The following is a 21,715-nucleotide window of genomic DNA, read 5'->3' as shown; positions in this document are numbered from 1 at the left end:
GTCGGGCGCAGCTCCAACCCGTCAACGGTTGCGGCGGCAGAAACGCTGCCGAGGAGACGCGGCCGCTGCCGTTTCGATCTCCCCCCTTGTGGGGGAGATGCCGGCAGGCAGAGGGGGGTATGCCGTAGAGAGCCAACCTGCCCTACGAACCACCACCACCCATGAACACCCGCACCGACCGCCGCATCCGCATCGGCGCCGGGATCACCGCCGCACTCCTCGCCCTCGGCTTTCTGCTCGGCGGCATCCTCGTTCTCGTCGTCGCCACCGACAAGGCGCCGGACGTCGTGGCGCTTCTCGGCGATCCTTACGTCCGGTCGATCCTCGGTTTCACCCTCACGCAGGCCGGGCTTTCCACCCTCTTCTCGGTCATCCTGGCGATCCCCCTCGCCCTCGCCCTCCATCGGGCTCGCTTTCCGGGCAAGCGGCCGATCCTTCGGCTGTTCCTTCTGCCACAGGCGCTGCCGGTGCTCGTCGGAGCGCTGGCGGTCATCACCGTCTGGGGCCGCAACGGCGTCGTTTCGGAGGGGCTTGCCGCGATCGGCCTGCCGCGGCTCGACGTCTACGGCCTTTCCGGAATCCTCGTCGCCCACGTCTTCTTCAACATGCCGCTCGCGGCGAGGCTGTTCGTCGCCGCGCTCGACCGGGTCCCGGCGGAAGGCTGGAAGCTCGCCGGCCAGCTCGCCCTGCCGCCTTTCACGGTCTTTCGCACCGTCGAATGGCCGGCGCTGCGCGGCGCCCTTCCCGGCGCTGCGGCGCTGATCTTCATGCTCTGCGTGACGAGCTTCACCATCGTCCTCGTGCTCGGCGGCGGGCCGGCGGCGACGACCCTCGAAGTCGCCGTCTATCAGGCCCTGCGCTACGATTTCGATCCCGGCCGGGCGATCGGCCTGTCGATCGTCCAGATCGTCCTGACGGCCCTCGTCCTCGTCGCGACGCTGCTCCTCGGGCGCGATCCGGCCGGCGGCTTCGGCGCCGGCGGCAAGGCCCGACGGTTCGATGCTCCGAATCGCCTGAGAGACGCTGGCGACGGCCTCGTCGTGATACTCGGCACGCTCTTCGTCGTCAGCCCCTTCGCCGCGATCCTCGTCTCCGGCCTTGCCGCCGATCTTTGGCGCCTCGTCTCGGAAGCGGCCGTCCAGGAGGCGGCGGCGACGAGCCTTCTCGTCGCCGCCGCGGCCGCCTCGCTCTCGCTCCTCGTCTCCACCCTCGTCCTGATGGCGATCGAGGCGCTGCGCTTCGGCCCGCGGCCCGGGAACGCGCGCGACGGCGTCCGGATCGGCCTCGAAACCGCGACGAGCCTCGTCCTCGTCGTGTCGCCGGTGATCGTCGGCGCCGGCTGGTTCCTGGCGCTGCGCCAGGTGACGGAGGTCCTTGCCGCTGCGCCCTACGTCGTCGTCGCGACCAATGCCGTGATGGCGATGCCCTTCATCGTGCGGATCGTCGGACCGGCGCTCAGGCAGGCCAACGGCGAGACCGGCAAGCTCGCCGAAGGCCTCGGACTCACCGGGGCGGCCCGCTTCGCCTTCGTCGACTGGCCGGCGATGCGCCGGCCGCTGGCCCTCGCCTTCGCCTTTTCCCTGGCGCTCTCTTTCGGCGATCTCGGCGCCATCGCCCTGTTCGGATCGAGCGATTTCGTCACCCTGCCCTATCTGCTCCTCCAGCGCATGGGGAGCTACCGCACCGCCGACGCGGCGGGTCTCGCGCTGATCCTCGGCCTCGTCACGGTGATGCTGATGGGGCTGGTCGAGCGTGGTTTCGCCGGAAAAGAGGAGCCGGACCTTTGACGGCGGAAAGAGACGTGAGGAGCCCGTCCGATCGAGGCGACGTCGCCAGCGACGCACGGGCCGCGCTTCGCCTCGACGACGTCCGCTTCGCCCATGGCGGAGCGGCGTTCCGCTTCGACCTGACGGTTCGCTCCGGCGAGTGGCTGGCGCTGATCGGGCCGAGCGGGGCGGGCAAGTCGACGCTGCTCGACCTTGCCGCCGGCTTCCTGACGCCGAGCGCCGGGCAGATCCTGATGGCCGGCGCGAACGTCACCCGGCTCGCCCCGGCCGAACGCCCGCTTTCCATGCTGTTCCAGGAAAACAACCTGTTTCCCCAACTCGACGCCTTCCGCAACGTCGCGCTCGGCATCGCGCCGCGTCTCCGGGTCTCGAAGGACGAGCGGCGACAGATCGAGGCGGCCCTCTCGGCGGTCGGCCTCGAAGGCTACGGCCGGCGGCGGCCCGCCGAAATGTCCGGCGGCGAGCGCCAGCGGGTGGCGCTCGCGCGGGCCTTCCTGCGCAGGCGCCCGCTGATCCTTCTCGACGAGCCCTTCGCCGCACTCGGACCGGCCCTGAGGCGCGACATGCTGGGGCTTCTCGACGCGCTTCGGCGGCGCGATGGAGCGCCGCCCGCAGCAATCGTCATGGTGACCCATCATCCGGAGGACGCCGCCTCCCATGCCGATCGCGTCGCCTACCTCCAGGCCGGCGAGATCGCCGCGATCGGCCCGGCGGCGGCTATGCTCTCCGGAAGGACCGATCCGCGCGTTTCGGATTATCTCGGGCTTCGAAGCCGAAAGGCCTGACGCATTTCCGGCGGAATTCCTACATAAGTCATAAGGAGGGGGATCGGGGGATTCCTTTCCGTGAATTGATCGGCAATGTTGCCTTTCCACGCTTTCGGGCAGGCGGCCGATTCGATTAATTGCGATCTTCGAGGCGGCGGAAGCAGAATCGCGGTCGGGATGGACGAGGCGTCATTCGCGTCAATGACAGCACCATGGCATGAACTGAAGATCGGGCCGAGAATGCGGGCGCTCCTGAGCGCTGCCGCCATCGGTGCGCTCGCCATCGCCGCAGGCTGCACGACCATCGAGGCGGGCCTCGACGGTCTCGCCGCGACGCCGGGTTCCGACAGCCTGCAGGCGGGCTACACCTCGACCCGGCAGCCGATCACCTTCGAAACCGCGCAGCAGGGCGATCCCCAGTCGGTCATCGGCCGCAGCCAGCATCCGAAGATCCTCGCCGCCTATGGCGGCGCCTACTCCGATCCCAAGCTCGAGCAGGCGCTCGCCGGCATCGTCGGCAAGCTGGCGGCGGCGAGCGACGATCCCAGCCGGGCCTATCGGATCACCATCCTCAATTCGCCCAACATCAACGCCTTCGCGCTGCCCGGCGGCTACGTCTACATCACCCGCGGCCTCCTGGCGCTCGCCAACGATTCCTCCGAGGTCGCGGCGGTGATCGGCCACGAGATGGGCCACATCACGGCCAATCACGGCATCCAGCGCCAGCAGCGCGAACAGGCGGCGGAACTCGCCAGCCGCGTCGTCTCCGAGGTTTTGGAAAACGAATCGGCCGGGCAGATCGCGCTCGCCAAGGGCAAGCTCTCGCTCGCCCAGTTCTCCCGCCAACAGGAACTTCAGGCCGACGACCTCGGCATCCGCCACGTCGCCCGCGCCGGCTACGATCCCTTCGCGGCGGCGCGCTTCCTGAGGGCGATGGACGCCTACGCCAACATGCGCAACGCCTTCCAGGCGAAGGACCCGAATCTGGACTTCCTGGCCTCCCATCCCTCGGCACCCCAGCGCATCCAGCTGGCCGAGAGGCTGGCCGGCGAGGTCAACCCGGCGGCCAACGCCGCCAAGCGGGATCGCGACCGCTATCTCGACGGCGTCGACGGCATGCTGTTCGGCGACTCGGCGGCGGAAGGCTACGTTCGCGAGCGCACCTTCCTGCATCCCGGCCTCGGCATCAGCTTCACCGTGCCGAAGGGCTTCGTCCTCGACAACACCGCCGAGGCGGTGATGGCGACCGGCCCGGACGACACGGCGATCCGCTTCGACGGCGTGGCGCTGCCGCCCAATCGCAGTCTCGTCGACTACGTCAATTCCGGCTGGATCGGCGGACTGGAACCCGGCAGCGTGCGCCAGCGCCGGATCCACGGGCTCGAAGCGGTCTCGGCCAAGGCGCGCGGCGGCGAATACGATTTCGACGTCACGGTGGTGCGCCTCGGCGGGCAGGTCTACCGCTTCCTCACGGCGGTGCCTTCCAAGGCGAACGTCAATGCCGAGACGATCGCGGTCGAGACGGCCGATTCGTTCCACCAGCTGACGCCGCAGGAGCAGGCGGCGCTCAAGCCCCTGCGCATCCGCGTCGTCACCGCCAAGTCGGGCGATACGGCCGAGACGCTGTCGAACCGGATGGTCGGCGTCGACGGCCGGGAGCGGCTTTTCCGGCTGCTCAACGAGCTCGGACCGGACGATGCGGTGAAAAGCGACCAGCGATACAAGATCGTCGCGGAATAGATCGGGCGGCCGTGCGGCTTTTCGCACGGCCGCCCGATCTCATGCGGAGCGGCTTTCTGAACGCGTCCTGCGATCACGCCTGGTCCGGATCGGGCACTGATCCCCGTGGAGGGGGCGAGCCGACAGTGATCGAACGCCCTGCACCACTCACGGCGATCTTGAGCTTGGAGCGCAGGAGCACGATCAGGAGTTCCTCGTCGCCCAGCGGCTCGAGGCGTCCACGCCCTTCCCACTCCATCGCGACCTCGAGCAGGCACATGTCGAGAAGCCGCGACGCGAACCGCAGATCCGCCTTTTCCGCCAGTTCCTTGCAATGGGCGATCTCGTGTATGAGGTTTGCCATCTGTAGGTCCAGGTCCCCCCTTGCCGCTAGAGCCATGGACTGCGTCCGGATCGATCGAGGACACCGGGATAGTTCCATTGCCCCTCGGGACGGATGAGCTTGTAGGGGCCGTCGTCGATCGAGATCGCGTCGTCCGACGGCTCGACGTCGTCGACCATCTCCACGAAGGTGTGGCCCGAAAAGCCGAAGGGCGCGCCGTTGTGTTTCAGCTTGAAACCGAAGCGCTGCCAGAATGGCAGATAGTCCTCCCGCGCGTGGCCGTAGATCTTGCGGAACCCCTTGTCGCGGCAGAGGTCGACGCTCGCCCGCACCAGTTCGAAGGCGATGGTCGAGCGGCGGAACTCCTTGCGGACGGCAAGCCGCTCCATCTTGGCGAAGTCGCCGAAGAAGCGGATGCGCATGCAGCCGGCCGGCTCGCCCTTCACCGAATAGAGCAGATGGGTCGCCGCGAAGTCGTTGCCGTCGAATTCCTCGTCGTAGGGACAGGATTGCTCGCCGATATAGACGGCGCTCCGCACCGCGGCGACACGGAACAGCTCGTCGATGCCGTGGACCACGGTGATGCCCGTGCCGGGGGTCGAATCGACCGTCTGGTCGTAGCGCCGGCGCGGGAAGAGCCGGGAATTAGGTGCGCGGTGCTTGATGAAGAGGTTGGGCTTGAATGTTCCGCGCCATTCGAGCCCTTCGTCGAAGCCGAGCCGCAGCATCGCCCGGCGCCCGCGCTCGGTGGTGACGTTGGCGATCATGTCGGCGCTGGCATAGCGGGGCGAAGAGAAGTGATCGACGACGAGCGGTATGGCGTTCGCCAGGATCCCCGGCGTATAGGAGGCCCAACTATAGACGGCCGCCGGCGTCTCCGACTGCCGGACGAGATAGCGATCGTCCGGATCGGCGAGATCCATTCGGTCGTTCAAGAGCGCTTCGTACCCTTCCTCGTTGAGAAGCAGGACGGTGACGAAGCCTTCAGGCCGCGCAGCGCCGCGCCGCGCCACGAGCCAGATCGTGTCGGGATTGGTCTTCGTCAGCCGCTCGATCGTCGCGGCTTTGGCCAAAGGCCCCATGGCCCTTTCGGCCTTCGGAAGGAGAGATTCGATCGCTTCGGCGGTGACCGTGTTTCGTACTTCGATCAGACGGGCGGCGCGTGCAGCGCCAGTCTCTGCCTGATTTCCCATTTTCTTCCCCATGAAATAGCTTGCCGTGGGGTCAATCTACGCGACATCCTCGCGCCTAGGTTTTACCGAATTGAAAGGGGGGCGTTCCGCTGATGGAACACTCGTGGCGCGGGGTCGACTGGGATACCGTCCGCATCTTCATCATGGTCGATCGCCAGCGCAGCTTTCGCGGCGCCGCCGAGGAGCTCGGCGTCGGCGTGAACACGGTGCGCAACGCCGTCAGCCGGCTCGAAGACCAGCTCGGATACAAGCTGTTCTACCGCGAGGTCGGCGGCGTGACGCTGACGCCCGAGGGTCGACGGGTCATCACCTCGGCCCGGGAGGTCGAGCAGTCGATGTCCGACATGTGGCGGGTGGCGCAGACATCGGCCTCGACCCGCGGCGGGCCGGTCTACCTCGCCATCACCGAGGGCCTCGGCAGTTTCTGGCTGACCCCGCGCCTCGCCGAATTCATGGAGACGGAGGAAGGGCGCGACATCCAGATCAACCTGCAATGTGCCATGCGCTCGGTCGACGTCTTGCGGCTCGAGGCCGACGTCTCGATCCAGCTGACCGAACCCACCGCCCCCGAACTGGTCAAGCGGCGGCTCGGCCGCCTCCACACGATGCCGTTTGCCAGCCGCTCCTATCTCGAACGCTACGGAACGCCCCGCAACATCGCCGATCTCGCGCGCCATCGCGTCGTCGTGCAGCAGACCGAACAGCTTCAGCACATCGACTTCGCGGCGATCTTCGGCATCGATCTCGGCGAGCGGATCGTCAAGCTCAACACCAATTTCGCCAGCGCCCACTATTGGGCGATCGCCAAGGGCGCGGGGATCGGGCTGTTGCCGAACTATGCCATCGCCATCGGCGCCGACGTCGTGCCGGTGGATATCAATCTGGTCTTCTCGCTGGACATCTGGATGGCGTTGCATCCCGAGGTGAGAAACACCGTTCGCCACCGGGCCTTCATCGATTGGCTGGTCGACTCCTTCTCCGAACGGCAGTTCCCCTGGTTCGGCGAGGCATTCATGCGGCCCGAGGAAATTGCCGAGCGGTTTTCGCAGAAAGATCTCGCGACGTATTTTCAAGGGCTCACACCGCACTACGTTAGCCCAACCGAAATATGATATATGGATCGCAGTGGAGTTGGGGCGCGGATCGTGTCCTGGAGCGGGACCCCAGGCCGGATCGCGAATCGTGAAAACCTCACCTCACCAGCTTTTCGACGAGCGTCCGGTCAATTTCGAACTCGGTTGGCCGGCCCGCCCACACGGCGCCGGAATCCGCCACCAAGACTTCACCGCTGGAGTCGGTTTTGATTGGGAGTGCTTCGAGCGTGAATGACCCCGTTGATGCCCATGTCGGAGCACGGCTGCGTCACGCGAGGCTCACGGCCCAGCTGAGCCAGGAGGAACTGGCGCTTGCACTCGGCGTCAGTGCCGAGCGGGTCCATCAATATGAATGCGGCGCCGAGCGGGTCGGTGCGGGGCGCCTCTACCTCGCCTGCAGGCGCCTCAACGTTTCTCCGACGTATTTTTTCGAGGGCTACGAGGGCCCGGCCGCCGGCTCGGCTGCCGGTGAAGATCCTTCCCACGAGGGCGACACCCCCGCGCCGGAGACGGAGGAGCGCGCCAGCCGGCTCGCCGTGGACCGGCTGATCGATCAGATCATGCAGCGGATCAGGAGCGAGCGTTCCGGAACCTGACCTCGGCTCGCTCCGCCGTGCGGACGCCGCCTCACAGATCCTCCGTATGCCTGTGCGCCATCGGGGCTCTACGGGAGCACGCGGGAAGATGCGGCGGGAAGCCGTATTCGGCGCCGAGTTGCGGCGCCTTCACCTTGCGACCGAGCGATCGCCGCCAGGCGGAACCACCATATGAAAACGGGAAAGCATGGCGCTTCCCCGTTCCGTCCTCACGGCATCGCTTCGACCCGCGTCAGCTCACGTAAGCCGCGCGGTCGCCGTTGGTCTCGAGCAGCGCGGTCCGCAGCTTTTCGAGCGCCCGGGTCTCGATCTGACGGACGCGCTCCTTGGAGATGCCGAGCTTCGTGCCGAGCGCCTCCAGCGTCGCGCCGTCGTCCTGAAGCCGGCGCTCCCGGATGATCTTCAACTCGCGCTCGGACAGGACGTTGAGCGCGCTGTTCAGCCAGGTCACCCGGCGCTCGTCATCGATCGAGGTCGAGACCATTTCGTCGGGCAGCGGCGCGTCGGAAACGAGAAAGTCCTGCCGATCCGCCGAACCGGACTCGTCCTCGATCAAGGGCGCATTGAGCGAGGAGTCGGGGCCCGAGAGCCGCGAATCCATCAACGCCACGTCGCCCTCCGAAACCTTCAGGGCGGTGGCGATCTCACGATACATCGCCGTGCCGGAGAGGCTCTCCGAGCCTTGGCTGAGCCGGGCTCGCAGGCGCCGGAGATTGAAGAAGAGAGCCTTCTGGGCCGACGACGTGCCGCCGCGGACGATCGACCAGTTGCGCAGGATGTAGTCCTGGATGGAGGCGCGGATCCACCAGGTGGCGTAGGTCGAAAAGCGCACCTCGCGCTCCGGCTCGAAACGGGCCGCAGCTTCGAGGAGACCGACGTGCCCCTCCTGGATCAGATCGCTCATCGCCAGACCGAAATGCCGGAACTTCGATGCCATGGAGATGACCAGACGCATGTGCGCGGAGGTGATCTTGTGGAGGGCCTCCTGATCGCCCTGCTCCTTCCAGCGGACGGCCAGATCGTATTCCTCCTCCCGCTGGAGGTAGGGCGCGGCCATGGCGGCGCGGATCATGGTGCGGCGAGCGGACTGTGACTTCATGGGACCCTCCGGTCGGTCAGACGGCTTTTGATAGCTCTGGCGTGTGGGGGACACACGCTCCGGGTCCTGAGGAAATGCGCGAACGTTCCAAACGTTCCCAAAACGGCAAACTTTTTGGCGCGAAATAGAAAGAGAGAGGAAAAAGACAAGCGTTTCATGGCGGTAACGCTTTCTTCTGATTTTGTAACACCACTGGCCGACAAAAAAAAGGACCGGCCGCCCTTTCCAGGACGGCCGGTCCGATTTTTCGCACTTTCCGATCGCGTGTCCCGCGGAGGAAAGAGACGGCGGCAGTCGGCCGCCAGGACCGGCTCAGGCCGCTTCTTCCTGCTCCTCGGTCGCGTCGTCCGCGTCGGCCTCGCCTTCGCCCTCGGCTTCGGCGGCGCCCTTCGGCCCGCGCTTCGGCCCCTTGTTGAGGTTGAGTTCGATCAGCTGCACCGCCTCGGTCTCGGAAACCTCGTTGACGGCTGCGAGCTCGCGCGCCATGCGGCCGAGGGCCGCCTCGTAGAGCTGGCGCTCGGAATAGGACTGCTCGGGCTGGCTCTCGGCGCGGTAGAGATCGCGCACGACCTCGGCGATCTGGATGAGATCGCCCGAATTGATCTTGGCGTCGTATTCCTGCGCCCGTCGGCTCCACATCGTCTTCTTCACGCGCGCCCGGCCCTGGACCACCTTCAGCGCGCGCTCGACGAAATCGGTTTCCGACAGCTTGCGCATGCCGACGGATTTGGCCTTGGCAACCGGCACCTTGAGCCGCATCTTGTCCTTCTCGAAGTCGATGACGAACAGCTCGAGCGTCATGCCCGCGACCACCTGTTCCTCGATCGCGACGATCTGACCGACACCGTGCGCAGGGTAGACGATGCTCTCACCGGTCTTGAAACCCTGGCTTGCCGTTGCCTTCTTCTGACTGCTCATACGCTTTTTCTAACTCCCTATTGTGCCGGGCCGAAACAGCCGCTAGACACGGGCGGCAGCTTGAGAGCCACCGGTTGGCGACGATCCCTCCGGAAGGATCGACAGATCGCAGCCGCGCCAGGCAGAATGTCGCCGACCGAGGCGCGAGCCACATGTTCGACACCGGTTCTTCGGCAGAACCGTCGACTTGGCCGCGCTGGGGGAAACATCCTTTCGGAAAACCATCTCGTCCCGAACCTCGGGACTGGATGCTCAAGTGCCTTTGCACCCGACTGTGTATGGCAGCTTACAATATCCTGCCGGAAAATTCAAGGAATTCGGGGGGATGCCGCGATTGTGCAACGCAGCGGCGGAATCCGCCACGTCGCCGGACGAATCGCGAGGCCGACGCGCCCGCGCGCCGACCACCGGCATGCGGAACGCAATCGCTCATTGCCTTGAAATGACGGCTTGCGGGCCCGAGCCGAAGCGCTTCGCGCGCTGCCCGAAGGACGTCGGCGCCCTCGATGCGCGACTGCCTCAGTCGCCCTGGCCGGACTCGGCCGAGAAGTATTTCTCGAACTTGCCGTCCTCGCCGTCGTATTTCTCGGCATCCGCCGGCGCTTCACGCTTGATCGTGATGTTCGGCCATTTCTCGGCATATTCGGCGTTGACCGTCAGCCACTTGTCGAGGTCGGGCTCGGTGTCGGGCTTGATCGCCTCGGCCGGACATTCGGGTTCGCAGACGCCGCAGTCGATGCATTCGTCGGGATGGATGACGAGCATGTTCTCGCCTTCGTAGAAACAGTCGACCGGACACACTTCGACGCAGTCCATGTATTTGCAGCGAATGCAATTGTCGGTCACGACATAAGTCATCTGTCATCCTCTCGGGCGGCCTGAGACCGCCGTCTCGCCCGGGCCGCGTGGCGGCACACGGGGCCTATCCTTCGTCACAGGACCTAGCCACTCGCAAATTGCCTTGCAAGCGCAAAGCTTGTCGTCCCGGCGGCCGAATCCGCAAAGATATTTCCCGGCCGGACGATCGCCTTCGCACCGATCGTCCGAAGGCAGGGTGCGTTACGGATCGCCGCCCTTCAGACGGGCGAGCGCCCGCCGATCCTTCTTGGAAGGCCGCGGTGCATCCGCTTCCGGCGCCCTCGCCGCGGCAGCAGGCGTAGATCTCGGCGCCTCGTCACCATCTTCGCCGGACGCCGCCCGGATCGGCGCCGGCGACAGGTCCTCGTAGAGTCCGGCCGCCTCGCTCGCCGGGCCGCGCCTTGCGCCCGGCTGGCGGATTTTCAGCACGCGGACCGCGCGGGCATAGGAGATCGTCAGCGTATCGCCGACCCGCACCTGCCTCGCCGGATTGGTGATCTTGTCGCGATTGAGTCGCACGCCGCCGGAAAGGACGAGCTTCTGGGCGAGAGTGCGGGACTTCACGACGCGGGCGAAGAACAGCCACTTGTCGAGACGCTGGGCGCCCTTGCCCGCCGGGCCGTTCTCGTCCTCGTCAGCGTCCAAGCTTTTCCTTCAGGGCTGCCAGCTTGGCGAAGGGCGAATCCGGATCGATGCGCTGCGGCGCCTTGTCCCGTCGGCCGCCGCCGTCGTTCTTGTCGCGATGCGGGCCACGGTTGGAGCGATCCCCGAAATCCTGGCCCTTCTGGTCCGTGCCCTTACCGCCGCCCTTGCCGAAGCGCTGCGGCCGGCCTTCGCCGTCCTGGTTCTCGTGGCGACGGGCGAAACGCTGCCGCCCCTGGGAGGGGCCGGCCTCCGTCGCCGCCTCGCCCGGCTGACCCTGCCCCTGGCGTCCCTGTCCTGCGGCGCGTCCCCGGCGACCCTGGCGGTTCTGGCCGGGATTGCGGTCGCCGCGATGCGGCCGCCAGACCTGCACGATGCGCGGCTCTGCGGGCTCCTCGGGCTGGGCCGGCGCCTCTCCGCCCGCGGCCTGTTCCGGCGCAGCAGCCGGATCGGCAGCCGACGTCCCTTCCGGGGCGGGCCCGCTCGATGCCTCGGCGGCGACGTCGCCGCCTGCTGCCTCCGTCTCGTCGCCGGCCGAGACGGCATCCGTGGCGACCGGCGCCACGGCAGCCTCGACGACGGCTTCACCGGCGGCGCCGGCTCCATACTCGGCGGGGGTCGCGGCCGGCGTTTCGCTGGCCGGCTCCGGCTCTGACGCAGGCAGTTGCGCCGCATCCCCGGAAGTTGCCGGGGCTTCGCCATCCGTCGGATCGGCGCGGTCCGCAGCGGGGGCAGCCTCGTCATCATGCGCAGCGACGACGTCCGGCTGGCCCGCTTCGGGAGCTTCTGCGGCGACGGCTTCGCCCGCCTCACCCGCCGGCGCTTCCTCGCCAGACGCCTCGGGCGGCTGCGGCGCTGCGGCGCTGGCGGCGGCTTCGGCAGCCTTGCGCGCGGCCTCGGCCTTGTCGGCCGCGTCCTTGGCGGCGGCTTCCTCGTCGAGACGCGACAGCTCCGCCTCGACGGCGTCAGCCTGCATCGGCTGCGGCCGATAGCCGAGACCCTTGAGGATCTCGTCCATGTCGTCGGCGGTCGCGCCGAGGATCGACATCATCGCCGGAGTCACCAGGAACTGGGCGCCGTTGTAGCCGCCGTCCGGGCGCTTGCCGGTGCCGGGCTTCCAGCCGAGCGCCGGCCGGATGAGATCGGCGAGACGCTCCAGAATGTCGACGCGCACCGCCCTGCGGCCGAGCAGCCTGTAGCCGGCGAGCTTGTAGAAGATCGGATCGTAGGCCGTATCGGCGACGGCCGAGGTCCGTCCGGTCGAAAGCAGATGCGTCACGTCGCTGAAGCCCGGCCGGTCGCGGCCGTCGTTCTGGATCGCCCAGAGCAGCGTCAGGAGGCTGGCCGGGGCCGGCTTGATCAGCGTCGGCACGAAGATGTGGTAGGCGCCGAACCGGACGCCGCAGCGCCGCAGGGCGGCTCTCGCCGCCTGATCGAGCCCGCGCACTTCCTCCGAGACGTCGCGGCGCTGCAGGATGCCGTATTCCTCGACGAGGCGATAGGCGAGCCCGCGGGCGACGCCCTCGAGGCCCTCGCCCTGCTTCAGATCGGCGAGCGGCTTCAGGATGGTGGAGACCTGATAGGTGACGAATCGCTCGAGCCGGGCCGAGACCATGTCCCGCGCCGGGCCGGTCAGCTGCTCGTCGGCCAGCACGACGATTCGCGGCTTGAGCGGATCCTCGCCCCCCGTCAGCGTCGCGACCGGCGCACCGAGCCAGCGGATCAGCCCGTCGGAGCCGAGCGCCAGATCGCCGTTCGGAGCATTGGCGAAGCGCTCCGCCCGCTTTTCGAACTCGCCGGCCAGCGCCTTTTGCGCAGCCGTGCGGACGGCCCGCCCGTCCGCGCCCTCGGCTTTCGTGTCGGGCGAGAAACGGAAACCCTGCAGTTCGCCCACGGCGTGGCCCTCGACCGACACCGTACCGTCGCTGGCGATTTCTGCTTCCATGAACGCGTTCTCTCTCAGCCGCTTCATCAAGACGCTTGTCCTGCGGTCTACGAACCGTTTCGTCAACCTGTCGTGCAGGGCGTCGGACAGCCGGTCCTCGATGTCGCGAGTCTTTTCCTGCCAGTGTGTCGGATCGGCAAGCCAGTCCGGGCGGTGCGAAATATAAGTCCAGGTGCGGATTTCGGCGATGCGCTGGGACAGGGTGTCGAGATCGCCTTCGGTGCGGTCGGCCCGCCGCACCTGTGCGGCCATGTAGTCTTCGGACACATGGCCGTTGTCGGCGACGTCGGCGAAGATCGAGGCGATGATTTCGGCATGCTGGGCCGGCGCGATGCGCCGATAATCGGGAAGCTTGCAGGCCTCCCACAAGAGTTCGACGCGTTTTGCGCCCCGCGCCCGCCGGGTGATCTCCGGCAGGCGGGCGAGGAATTCCAGCGCCCGCTGGTCGACGGCCGGCAAAGCCTTCGCCAGGGCCTCGTTCGGCGGCGGGCGCTCCAGACTGTCCTTCAGCGCGTCGATGGACGCGAAATCGAGATCGCCGCTTCGCCACTGGACGACCTTCACCGGCGCGAAGCTGTGGGCTTCCAACGCCTCGACGAGTTCGTCCGGCAGCGGATTGACCTGGCCGGTCACGCCGAAGGTGCCGTCGCGCACGTGGCGGCCGGCCCGGCCGGCGATCTGACCGTATTCGGCCGCGGTCAGCTGGCGGTACTGGAAGCCGTCATATTTCCAGTCCTGGGCGAAGGCGACGTGATCGACGTCGAGATTGAGGCCCATGCCGATGGCGTCGGTGGCGACGAGATAGTCGACCTCGCCGGCCTGGTAGAGCTCGACCTGGGCGTTGCGGGTGCGGGGCGAGAGCGCCCCGAGGACGACCGCCGCGCCGCCGCGCTGGCGGCGGATCAGCTCGGCGATCGCATAGACCTCCTCCGCCGAGAAGGCGACGATGGCCGAGCGCCGCGGCAGCCGGGTGATCTTCTTCGAGCCGGCGTAGACGAGGTTCGACATGCGCGGCCGGGTCTGGGTGGACAGGCCGGGGATCAGCCGGGAGAGGACGCCCTGCATGGTGCCGGCGCCGAGCAGCAGCGTTTCCTGAAAGCCCCTGGCGGTGAGGATCCGGTCGGTGAAGGTATGGCCGCGTTCGAGATCACCGGCGAGTTGCACCTCGTCGACGGCGACGAAGGCGGTGCCGGGATTGCGCGGCATCGCTTCGACGGTGCAGACGAAATAGCGGGCGTTCGGCGGCCGGATCTTCTCCTCGCCGGTGATCAGCGCCACATGGCCGGCGCCGACCCGGTCGCAGACCTTCTGATAGACTTCCCGCGCCAAGAGCCTGAGCGGCAGGCCGATGGTGCCGGAGCCATGGGCGATCATCCGCTCGATGGCGAGATGGGTCTTGCCGGTGTTCGTCGGCCCGAGGACGGCCGTGACGTTGGCGTCGGCGGGGCGCGCCGTGGCTGAGGGCTGGGGAATTGTCAGTCGGTTCATGAGCCCGTCGATTGCGGAGCGCGTCGGCTGGCGAGAACACGGCTCTCGCTTGTGTGTCACCAACCTAGTGCGTTGGAAGCCAATGCAAAAGCCTCGACCGCGAAGCGAACCGAGAAGACGGCTTTCCGCGATCGCGGTTTAGACGCGTCAACGCTCCGTCAGGGCTTGCGCGTCACTTCGGTCGCGCGTCCCGCTTTCTCCGACGTTTTCCAAACCCCTTCTGAACCGCAATCGACAGCCACCTTCTACGCCTTCCATCCGGGCTCGGACGGGGCGACTTCCGCGGCTGGTTCGCTAGAGCGAGATAAAATGAGCTTCGCTCATCGTCCCGCTCCATCTTTCTGTTTGCGCATGATCTTTTCCGAAAACCGGTTCCCACTTTTCGGGATCATGCTCTATTGCGATCGAGACGTCCTACGATCTGAGCATCGAGAGCCTTTCCGCCGACGTTCCCCGGAAGGGCCCGTGCGCTACGGCCCATGGTACCCTTTCCCGACATCGCGAGCTCGGACGAAGATCAGCGGGACTTGCCCGTAACGCTGCCGGGCTCCAAGCTCCGGTGGCGCCACCGCGTGGGTCTGAGCTTCTTGACCAGCTCAATGTAGTAACCTATTTTTTCGTTACTACAAGGAGGCGGTCATGACCACGATCTCGTCGCGCGAACTCAATCAGGACATCGGAGCAGCAAAGCGCGCCGCCGCCGTGTCGCCGGTCGTCATCACAGATCGGGGCAAGCCCGCCTTCGTCTTGATGACCCACGAGGAATTTCGGCGGATGAGTGGCGAGAAGGCCGGCCCCACCATGCTCGATCTCCTCGCCAGCGAGGACGCCTCCGGCATCGACATCGACTTCGAGCGCCCTGCCCCGGCTGGCCGGCAGGTCACGTTTTGACGACATACCTCGTCGACACGAACGTCCTTTCGGAAGCGCGCAAGGGGCGTCGGGCCGCTCCGCTGGTGCAGCGGTGGTTCGTGGAGGTGCCACAGCGTGCCTTCTTCCTGTCGGCGTTCACCATCATGGAAATCCGGAGGGGCATCCTTCGGCTCAAGCGCCGCGCGCCCGACGAGGCGGCAGTCCTCGACCGCTGGCTCGCCGGCAACGTCCTGCCTGCCTATGACGGCCGAATACTGCCGTTCGGCGCGACGGAGGCGCTGCTCTGCGGCGCGATGCAGGCCGAGGCAGCCACCGAGAGCTATGACAGCCTGATTGCCGCGACGGCCGCAGTCCACGGCCTCGTGGTACTCACCAGGAACACGCGGGATTTCCGCTTTCCCGAGATCACGGTCATCGATCCGTTCGTGCAGGGTCCGGGCTAGGCGTCAGGCAGCACCCGGGCCAGGGCCTCAAGCCATTCCCGCGCTGGGCGGCAGGCGGCAAAATCCCGCGCGACGATCGTCGCAATGGACGATCAGCCCTTCCAGTTCGCCCCACCGGCATCCGTCAGCAAAAACGCCTCGCCGCAGGCCTTGGCGAGGTTCCGGACGCGCAGGATGTAGCTCTGGCGCTCGGTCACCGAGATGACGCCGCGGGCGTCGAGCAGGTTGAAGACGTGGGACGCCTTGATGCACTGGTCGTAGGCCGGCAGGACGCATTTGTGCAGGCCGCCGGCTTCCGCCGGGGCGCCGAAGGCCAGCACTGCCTTGCACTCGTTTTCCGCATCGATGAAGTGCTGATGCAGGATCTTCGTATCGGCGATCTCGAAGTTGAAGCGGGAATATTCCTGCTCGGCCTGCAGGAAGACGTCGCCATAGAAGACTTTCTCGGCCCCCTCGCGGCCGTTGAAATTGAGGTCGTAGACGTTGTCGACGTTCTGGACGTACATCGCCAGACGCTCAAGCCCGTAGGTCAGCTCGCCGGCGACGGGCGCGCATTCGATGCCGCAGACCTGCTGGAAGTAGGTGAACTGCGAGACCTCCATGCCGTCGCACCAGCACTCCCAGCCGAGGCCCCAGGCGCCGAGCGTCGGGCTCTCCCAGTCGTCCTCGACGAAACGGATGTCGTGCAGGCCGGTGTCGATGCCGATCGCCTTTAAAGAGCCGAGATAGAGCTCCTGCAGGTTCGCCGGGTTCGGCTTCAGGATCACCTGATACTGATAGTAGTGCTGCAGCCGGTTGGGGTTCTCGCCGTAGCGCCCGTCCTTCGGCCGCCGCGACGGCTGGACGTATGCGGCATTCCACGGCCGCGGACCCAAGGCCCGCAGCGTCGTCGCCGGATGGAAGGTGCCGGCGCCGACCTCCATGTCGTAGGGCTGGAGCACGACGCAGCCATAGTCGGCCCAGTAGCGATGCAGCGTCAGGATCAGCGCCTGAAACGAGCGGCGCGGGTCCATGTGGGGGGCGATGTCTGACATGATGGGGCGGTCCGGCATGAGCCCGCGCGGCTGGACGCGACGGGCGAAAAGGGGTCGGACGCGAGTTGCCACGGGGGCGGGAGGCCGGTCAAGGCTGAGGCGACGGCGGGCGGCCGCGGGGGTTCGATCGTTGCCGAGGAATCGTCCGGGCCGGAAGCATGATCAGGCTTTTGCCAGCCGTTGGTCCGGCAGTCCCCTGCCCTGCACCAGAACGACGAGCTCGTCGATCGGCAGTGGCTTGGCGAGCAGATAACCCTGAAAGAAGTCGCAGTCGATCGACTGCAGGAAGCGAAGCTGCGAGGCGTCTTCCACGCCTTCCGCGATGCATTGCATGCGCATCGACTTGCAGAAGGCGACGACGGCGGAGAGTAGCTCGCGCCCTTCGACATCGTCGGCGCCGGCGACGAAGCTTCTGTCGATCTTGACCTTGTCGATCGGCAGCCTGCGCAGATAGCTGAGGCTCGACTGCCCGGTGCCGAAATCGTCGAGAGCGATCTTGATCCCGAGCGAGCGAAGCAGCCGCATCGACGCCTCGGCGGCCTCGAAATCTCTGACGACAGCGGTTTCCGTCAGCTCCATGACGAGCCGGGACGGGTGAACGCCCGAGCGCCGCACGAGCGACATGATGGCGACCACCGTCTCGTGACAGGTGATGTCGTGCGCCGACAGATTGAAGGAGAGCATCACCTCCGCCGGAAGCCGTTCGAGGTGGGCAAGCGCCTTGCCGAGAAGCGTCAGGGTCAGGCGGTGCATGATGCCCGCCCGCTCGGCGAGCAGGATGAAGACGTCGGGCGCGACCGGGCCGAGTTCCGGGCTCGTCCAGCGCGCGAGCGCCTCTACGAACGCGACGGTCCCTCCGTCGATGCTGGCGATCGGCTGGAGATGGACCTCCATCTCTTCGTCGAGGTCGGCCACCTGAAGGGCCGCTTCCACGGCTCGTTCGGAGCGGATGCGCTGTTCGTGCTCGGGCGAGTAGAGTGTCGCAAAGCCGCGGCGCTCGCTCTTGGTCTTGTAAAGGGCGTAGTCGGCACAATCGTAGAGTTCGCGCGAGGTCCCCAAGACATCGTGCGTCGTCGCGATGCCGCAGGAGGCGCCGATCGAGACGGTGATGTCCTCCAGATGGAACGGTGCCGCGAGAGCCTGACAAACGTGTCCCGCGAGCGCCAGCGCCTTCGCATCGTCACCCTCGACCACGAAGGCGAACTCGTCACCGCCCAGACGCGCCACGAGCCCGTCGTGGTTTACGAAAATGTCCCGCAAGCGCTCTCCGACCGCACCGAGAATCTCGTCCCCGACCACGTGACCGAACGTGTCGTTCGCGGCCTTGAAGCGATCGAGATCGATGACGCCCAGGGCAAGCTCGCGTCCCGCCGTGCGACAGTGTCCAATTCTGCGGTCGGCTTCGGTGAAGAAGAGGCGCCGGTTCGGGAGCCCGGTCAGCATGTCGGTATGGGCGAGCTTGGTGATCTCCCGGTTCAATTTCTCGGTATGCACCTGGGTTCGGATCAACATCGCGAAGCCGTCGAAACTGTTGAGCAGGACGCGGATCATCACCAGCGTGACGAGGAGGATGTTGAAGCCGACGGCGGTATAGATCGCGTCGTCGGGCGAGACGTAGTAGGCAAGATAGGGGAGAGTGACGATGGCCGTGACCGACAAAGCGGCCTGGGGCAGATGCATCAGACAGAAGATGCAACCGATGACCGTGATCGCGATGAAGATCGCGACGTGACTTTGCTGATGCTCGTTCCCGTACCGGCTGAGCTGCAGCGACCACGAGATGTAGGCGACCGCGATCACGGATCCCAGGATCGTGGTGCGCTTCAAAGCCCGGATCGCCTCCTCTTCGCTGACCCTTGCCACAGGGGAAATCAGCCATTTCACCAGGCGAACGACGCTGACCGTCAGAAGCAAGGCCGGAACCCAGACCGTCATCCACTCGGGCGCGGTGCCGTGATGAGTATAGGCGACCGCCAAGGCATTCACGCTGAGCAAAGCGTAGAGGAGCGGAATCTGCCGCTGCAGCTCGCGGAACTGTGCCACGGCGAGCCCGGGCTGTACGGACCGAAAAGTGAGCCAGTCGACGGACTTCTTGAGAACGAGCACGTTTGCCTCCGCAACGAATATATCATTACGCAAGCAGCATTAAGCCGAAGTTAGCTCGGCGGATTTCGCGTGATTCTGGGTTCCCGGCGCGAAAACGCTCGTCCAATGCGAATGTCATTCCGTCGAGGCACAAAAAGCCGGGCGGCCCGAAAGGCCCGCCCGGCTTCGTCTCCAGATCATCCCATGCGTGGTCGTCGCCGCCTCGGTTACGGCCGCAGCACCACCTTGGTGCAACCGTCCTTCTTGTCACGGAAGGTCTTGTAGAGTTCCGGCCCGTCTTCCAGCGTGCCTCGGTGCGAGATGAAGGAGGTCGTGTCGAACTGGCCCTCCTGGATACGCACCAGAAGGTCGTCGGCCCATTTGTTCACATGGGTCTGGCCCATCTTGAAGCTCAGGGATTTGTTCATCGCCGCGCCGAAGGGGATCTTGTCGACGAGGCCGCCATAGACGCCCGGCACGGAGATCGTGCCGCCCGGCCTGCAGACATAGATCATCTCGCGCAAAACGTGCGGCCGGTCGGTCTCGGCCATCACCGTCTGCTTGGCGCGATCGTAGAGATGCTCGATCCCGTAGCCGGAATGGGCCTCCATGCCGACGCAGTCGATGCAGCATTCCGGCCCCTTGCCCTGGGTGAGGTCGTTCAGGCGCTCGACCGTGCTCTCTTCCTGAAAATTGATGGTGATCGCGCCCATCCGCTCGGCGATGGCCAGGCGCTCCGGCACCTCGTCGATGACGACGACCTGCTTGGCGCCCTGGATGATCGCGCTCTGCAGGGCGAAGAGGCCGACCGGACCGGCGCCCCAGATCGCCACCGTGTCCGTCGGCTGGATGTCGCAGTTCTTGGCGCCCTGCCAACCCGTCGGCAGGATGTCGCCGAGAAACAGCACCTCCTCGTCGGTCATGCCGTCGGGGACCTTCACGGGGCCGACGTCGGCGTAGGGAACACGCACATATTCCGCCTGCCCGCCGGAATAGCCCCCGGTCAGATGCGAATAGCCATAAAGGCCCGCCGTCGTGTGGCCGAACATCTTGGCGGCGGTGTCGGCATTGCGGTTGGAGCGCTCGCAGACGGAGAAGTTCCCGCGCCGGCACTGATCGCATTCGCCGCAGACGATGGTGAACGGCACGACGATGCGGTCGCCGACCTTCAGCTTCTTCGTGTCGCGGCCGACCTCCATCACCTCGCCCATGAATTCGTGGCCGACGATGTCGCCCGATTCCATGCCGGGCATGAAACCGTCGTAGAAATGGAGATCCGACCCGCAGATCGCGCAGGCCGTGGTCTTGATGATGACGTCGCGGCCGTCCTCGATCTCGGGATCGGGGACGCTTTCGCAGCGCATGTCGTGCTTGCCGTGCCAGGTGATGGCTTTCATCGCGGATACTCCGTGAGATTCGAGCGTGTGCCTCGCCAATCTCGCGGAGAGCGGTCTGTTCCAAGCTGTTAGCCGCCTGCTTGCGCAGGCAGCTAAGGGTTGCGCCCCTGTGGGCGGCCTGGTGCCCGTCGCATTCGCGGGACGTCAGTCCTTGCGGACGCGGTATACGCCGTCCGGCCCGCGCACGAGCGTGCCCTGGGCGCCGTTGCGCACCTCCGCCTCGGCCTGACGATTGCGCTCGGACACCTTCTCGGCATCCTTCGCCATCTGCTTGTAGCCGAGCCAGGCAGCGGCTCCGACGAGGCCCAGGAGTATGAGCTGGGGCATCGCTTCGATCATCTCCAAAACACACCTTCCGGCAGCATTATGCGCCTTCGCCGCCATGCCGGCAATTCACCATCTGCGGCATCTTCGCCTAACTGCCGCGGAGCCTCCGCGAGCGGAGGCAACGCTCCTCAGAGCCCGAATCGCGCCCAGATCGCCCGTTCCTCGAGTTGGGCGAAGATCCGGTCGGCCACGCCCTCGCCGATCGCGGCGAGGGCGCCATCGGTCCCGGCGCTGATACCCTTCGGCTTGCGGCCGAACAGCGATCGCCCTTGGCTGATCAGGTCCAGTTTCACGGTCTCGCCATAGCGCAGCCGCAGGGTCTCGCGGATGTCGCCGAGAGCGTCGACGAGGCCGAGGTCCAGCCCGCGCTTGCCGGACCAGAAGAGACCGGAGAACATCTGGTCGTCCTCGACGAGCTTTGCCCCGCGTCGCGACTTGACGAGATCGATGAAGGTGTCGTGCACCTCGAGCTGCAAGGCTTTCAGATGCGCCACGTCCTCGGGCTTTTCCGGCTGGAACGGGTCGAGCGTCGCCTTGTTCTGCCCGGCGGTGTGGACGCGCCGCTCGATGCCGAGCTTGGCGATCGCCTCGACGAAGCCGAAGGACCCGGAGACGACGCCGATCGAGCCGACGATCGAGGACGGGTCGGCGATGATCTCGTCGCCGGCGCAGGCGATCATGTAGCCACCAGAGGCCGCGACGTCCTCGACGAAGACGAGCACGGTCTTCTGCTTTTCTTCGGCCAGATCGCGGATCCGCTTGAAGATCAGCCGCGACTGCACCGGCGAACCGCCGGGCGAATTGACGACGATGGCGACGGCCGGGGCGGCCTTGTCGCCGAACGCCTTTTCGAGCAGCGGGGCGGCCGTCGCGATCGACAGACCCTGACGGAAGGGCGAACTGGAGGCCGCGATCATGCCCGAGAGCTTGACCACCGGAATGGTGACGCCCTCCCGGCGAAAGCGCTTCGGGAGGAGTTTCTTGAGCGGGTTGGCCAAGGGATGCCTTCGGGTGCGGTTCGTTTTCAGGTCCCGGTGCATTTAAGCACTCCCCGCCGCTTCGCAATCGCGCGCCTTCCCGACGCCCGCCGGCGCCGCGTCAGGGCGG

Annotated in this window: 19 protein-coding genes; 7 read left to right on the top strand and 12 right to left on the bottom strand. The window is 66.4% G+C overall.

The window, feature by feature from the left end; genetic code table 11:
* The first annotated feature begins 161 nt into the window (after nt 1–161).
* From LZD57_RS06770 to LZD57_RS06760, 3 genes are all read left to right on the top strand, one after another.
* Nucleotides 162–1,787, top strand: coding sequence for a thiamine/thiamine pyrophosphate ABC transporter permease ThiP (locus LZD57_RS06770; protein WP_233718759.1), 1,626 nt, complete (start codon nt 162–164; stop codon nt 1,785–1,787).
* A 14-nt stretch (nt 1,788–1,801) separates the two neighbouring features.
* The gene (locus tag LZD57_RS06765) at nt 1,802–2,572 is read left to right on the top strand and encodes a thiamine ABC transporter ATP-binding protein (RefSeq protein ID WP_233718757.1); all 771 of its coding nucleotides are present in this window, start codon (nt 1,802–1,804) and stop codon (nt 2,570–2,572) included.
* Nucleotides 2,573–2,755: 183 nt separating this feature from the next.
* Nucleotides 2,756–4,294 (top strand): M48 family metalloprotease, encoded by a 1,539-nt coding sequence (locus LZD57_RS06760; protein WP_233718755.1) that lies wholly within the window; start codon nt 2,756–2,758, stop codon nt 4,292–4,294.
* 73 nt (nt 4,295–4,367) lie between these two features.
* Here the strand turns inward: LZD57_RS06760 and LZD57_RS06755 are convergent, their stop codons facing one another.
* The gene (locus tag LZD57_RS06755; protein WP_233718754.1) at nt 4,368–4,637 is read right to left on the bottom strand and encodes a hypothetical protein; all 270 of its coding nucleotides are present in this window, start codon (nt 4,635–4,637) and stop codon (nt 4,368–4,370) included.
* Nucleotides 4,638–4,663: 26 nt separating this feature from the next.
* Nucleotides 4,664–5,698, bottom strand: coding sequence for a GNAT family N-acetyltransferase (locus LZD57_RS06750; protein ID WP_233718752.1), 1,035 nt, complete (start codon nt 5,696–5,698; stop codon nt 4,664–4,666).
* A gap of 203 nt (nt 5,699–5,901) precedes the next feature.
* Here LZD57_RS06750 and LZD57_RS06745 point away from each other — a divergent pair, with 203 nt between their 5' ends.
* The gene (locus tag LZD57_RS06745; protein WP_233718750.1) at nt 5,902–6,921 is read left to right on the top strand and encodes a LysR family transcriptional regulator; all 1,020 of its coding nucleotides are present in this window, start codon (nt 5,902–5,904) and stop codon (nt 6,919–6,921) included.
* Between the two features lie 209 nt (nt 6,922–7,130).
* A complete protein-coding gene (locus tag LZD57_RS06740) occupies nt 7,131–7,499 on the top strand; it encodes a helix-turn-helix domain-containing protein (protein ID WP_233718749.1) in 369 nt (122 codons plus the stop codon).
* 232 nt (nt 7,500–7,731) lie between these two features.
* Here LZD57_RS06740 and LZD57_RS06735 read toward each other — a convergent pair whose 3' ends face one another.
* The 5 genes from LZD57_RS06735 to LZD57_RS06715 form a co-directional block, all read right to left on the bottom strand.
* Entirely contained in the window at nt 7,732–8,598 is an 867-nt protein-coding gene (locus tag LZD57_RS06735; protein WP_233718748.1) for an RNA polymerase factor sigma-32, read from the bottom strand.
* Between the two features lie 312 nt (nt 8,599–8,910).
* Nucleotides 8,911–9,516 carry a CarD family transcriptional regulator gene (locus LZD57_RS06730; RefSeq protein WP_233718746.1) on the bottom strand — a complete coding sequence of 202 codons (606 nt, stop codon included), beginning with the start codon at nt 9,514–9,516 and terminating at the stop codon, nt 8,911–8,913.
* A gap of 519 nt (nt 9,517–10,035) precedes the next feature.
* Complete coding sequence (fdxA, locus tag LZD57_RS06725) at nt 10,036–10,374, bottom strand: ferredoxin FdxA (protein ID WP_233718744.1); 339 nt, start codon at nt 10,372–10,374, stop codon at nt 10,036–10,038.
* 201 nt (nt 10,375–10,575) lie between these two features.
* Nucleotides 10,576–11,019, bottom strand: a complete 444-nt coding sequence (locus LZD57_RS06720; RefSeq protein ID WP_233718742.1) for an RNA-binding S4 domain-containing protein — start codon at nt 11,017–11,019, stop codon at nt 10,576–10,578.
* Nucleotides 11,009–14,449, bottom strand: a complete 3,441-nt coding sequence (locus tag LZD57_RS06715) for a helicase-related protein (RefSeq protein ID WP_233718741.1) — start codon at nt 14,447–14,449, stop codon at nt 11,009–11,011. Before LZD57_RS06715 ends, LZD57_RS06720 begins: the two co-directional genes overlap by 11 nt.
* A gap of 639 nt (nt 14,450–15,088) precedes the next feature.
* On the opposite strand from LZD57_RS06715, the gene LZD57_RS06710 reads away from it, so the two are divergent.
* Both LZD57_RS06710 and LZD57_RS06705 read left to right on the top strand, forming a co-directional pair.
* Complete coding sequence (locus LZD57_RS06710) at nt 15,089–15,340, top strand: type II toxin-antitoxin system Phd/YefM family antitoxin (protein WP_233718739.1); 252 nt, start codon at nt 15,089–15,091, stop codon at nt 15,338–15,340.
* Nucleotides 15,337–15,765 carry a type II toxin-antitoxin system VapC family toxin gene (locus LZD57_RS06705; protein ID WP_233718738.1) on the top strand — a complete coding sequence of 143 codons (429 nt, stop codon included), beginning with the start codon at nt 15,337–15,339 and terminating at the stop codon, nt 15,763–15,765. The genes LZD57_RS06710 and LZD57_RS06705 overlap by 4 nt, the downstream gene beginning before the upstream one ends.
* Before the next feature lie 92 nt (nt 15,766–15,857).
* On the opposite strand, the gene LZD57_RS06700 is transcribed toward LZD57_RS06705, so the two are convergent.
* The 5 genes from LZD57_RS06700 to LZD57_RS06680 form a co-directional block, all read right to left on the bottom strand.
* Nucleotides 15,858–16,799: a glycine--tRNA ligase subunit alpha gene (locus tag LZD57_RS06700; RefSeq protein ID WP_233718736.1), complete on the bottom strand. Its 942-nt coding sequence runs from the start codon at nt 16,797–16,799 to the stop codon at nt 15,858–15,860.
* A 162-nt stretch (nt 16,800–16,961) separates the two neighbouring features.
* Complete coding sequence (locus LZD57_RS06695; protein WP_233718734.1) at nt 16,962–18,905, bottom strand: putative bifunctional diguanylate cyclase/phosphodiesterase; 1,944 nt, start codon at nt 18,903–18,905, stop codon at nt 16,962–16,964.
* Nucleotides 18,906–19,111: 206 nt separating this feature from the next.
* Nucleotides 19,112–20,281, bottom strand: coding sequence for a zinc-dependent alcohol dehydrogenase (locus LZD57_RS06690; protein WP_233718733.1), 1,170 nt, complete (start codon nt 20,279–20,281; stop codon nt 19,112–19,114).
* A gap of 144 nt (nt 20,282–20,425) precedes the next feature.
* Nucleotides 20,426–20,608: a hypothetical protein gene (locus LZD57_RS06685; RefSeq protein WP_233718731.1), complete on the bottom strand. Its 183-nt coding sequence runs from the start codon at nt 20,606–20,608 to the stop codon at nt 20,426–20,428.
* Nucleotides 20,609–20,736: 128 nt separating this feature from the next.
* Nucleotides 20,737–21,606: a S49 family peptidase gene (locus LZD57_RS06680; RefSeq protein WP_233718730.1), complete on the bottom strand. Its 870-nt coding sequence runs from the start codon at nt 21,604–21,606 to the stop codon at nt 20,737–20,739.
* Between the last annotated feature and the right edge of the window lie 109 nt (nt 21,607–21,715).

The sequence above is a fragment of the Jiella avicenniae genome (assembly GCF_021390325.1).
Classification (GTDB): Bacteria; Pseudomonadota; Alphaproteobacteria; order Rhizobiales; family Rhizobiaceae; genus Jiella; species Jiella avicenniae.
This window is presented reverse-complemented; position numbering and strand designations above follow the sequence as displayed.

Bases quoted from the DNA above. Each gene is read 5' to 3' on its own strand.
- LZD57_RS06750 (WP_233718752.1), bottom strand. From the start codon at position 5,698: ATGGGGCCTTTGGCCAAAGCCGCGACGATCGAGCGGCTGACGAAGACC.
- LZD57_RS06715 (WP_233718741.1), bottom strand. From the start codon at position 14,449: ATGAACCGACTGACAATTCCCCAGCCCTCAGCCACGGCGCGCCCCGCC.
- LZD57_RS06730 (WP_233718746.1), bottom strand. From the start codon at position 9,516: ATGAGCAGTCAGAAGAAGGCAACGGCAAGCCAGGGTTTCAAGACCGGT.
- LZD57_RS06710 (WP_233718739.1), top strand. From the start codon at position 15,089: ATGACCACGATCTCGTCGCGCGAACTCAATCAGGACATCGGAGCAGCA.
- LZD57_RS06770 (WP_233718759.1), top strand. From the start codon at position 162: ATGAACACCCGCACCGACCGCCGCATCCGCATCGGCGCCGGGATCACC.
- LZD57_RS06685 (WP_233718731.1), bottom strand. From the start codon at position 20,608: ATGCCCCAGCTCATACTCCTGGGCCTCGTCGGAGCCGCTGCCTGGCTC.
- LZD57_RS06760 (WP_233718755.1), top strand. From the start codon at position 2,756: ATGACAGCACCATGGCATGAACTGAAGATCGGGCCGAGAATGCGGGCG.
- LZD57_RS06755 (WP_233718754.1), bottom strand. From the start codon at position 4,637: ATGGCAAACCTCATACACGAGATCGCCCATTGCAAGGAACTGGCGGAA.
- LZD57_RS06690 (WP_233718733.1), bottom strand. From the start codon at position 20,281: ATGAAAGCCATCACCTGGCACGGCAAGCACGACATGCGCTGCGAAAGC.
- LZD57_RS06735 (WP_233718748.1), bottom strand. From the start codon at position 8,598: ATGAAGTCACAGTCCGCTCGCCGCACCATGATCCGCGCCGCCATGGCC.
- fdxA (WP_233718744.1), bottom strand. From the start codon at position 10,374: ATGACTTATGTCGTGACCGACAATTGCATTCGCTGCAAATACATGGAC.
- LZD57_RS06745 (WP_233718750.1), top strand. From the start codon at position 5,902: ATGGAACACTCGTGGCGCGGGGTCGACTGGGATACCGTCCGCATCTTC.
- LZD57_RS06700 (WP_233718736.1), bottom strand. From the start codon at position 16,799: ATGTCAGACATCGCCCCCCACATGGACCCGCGCCGCTCGTTTCAGGCG.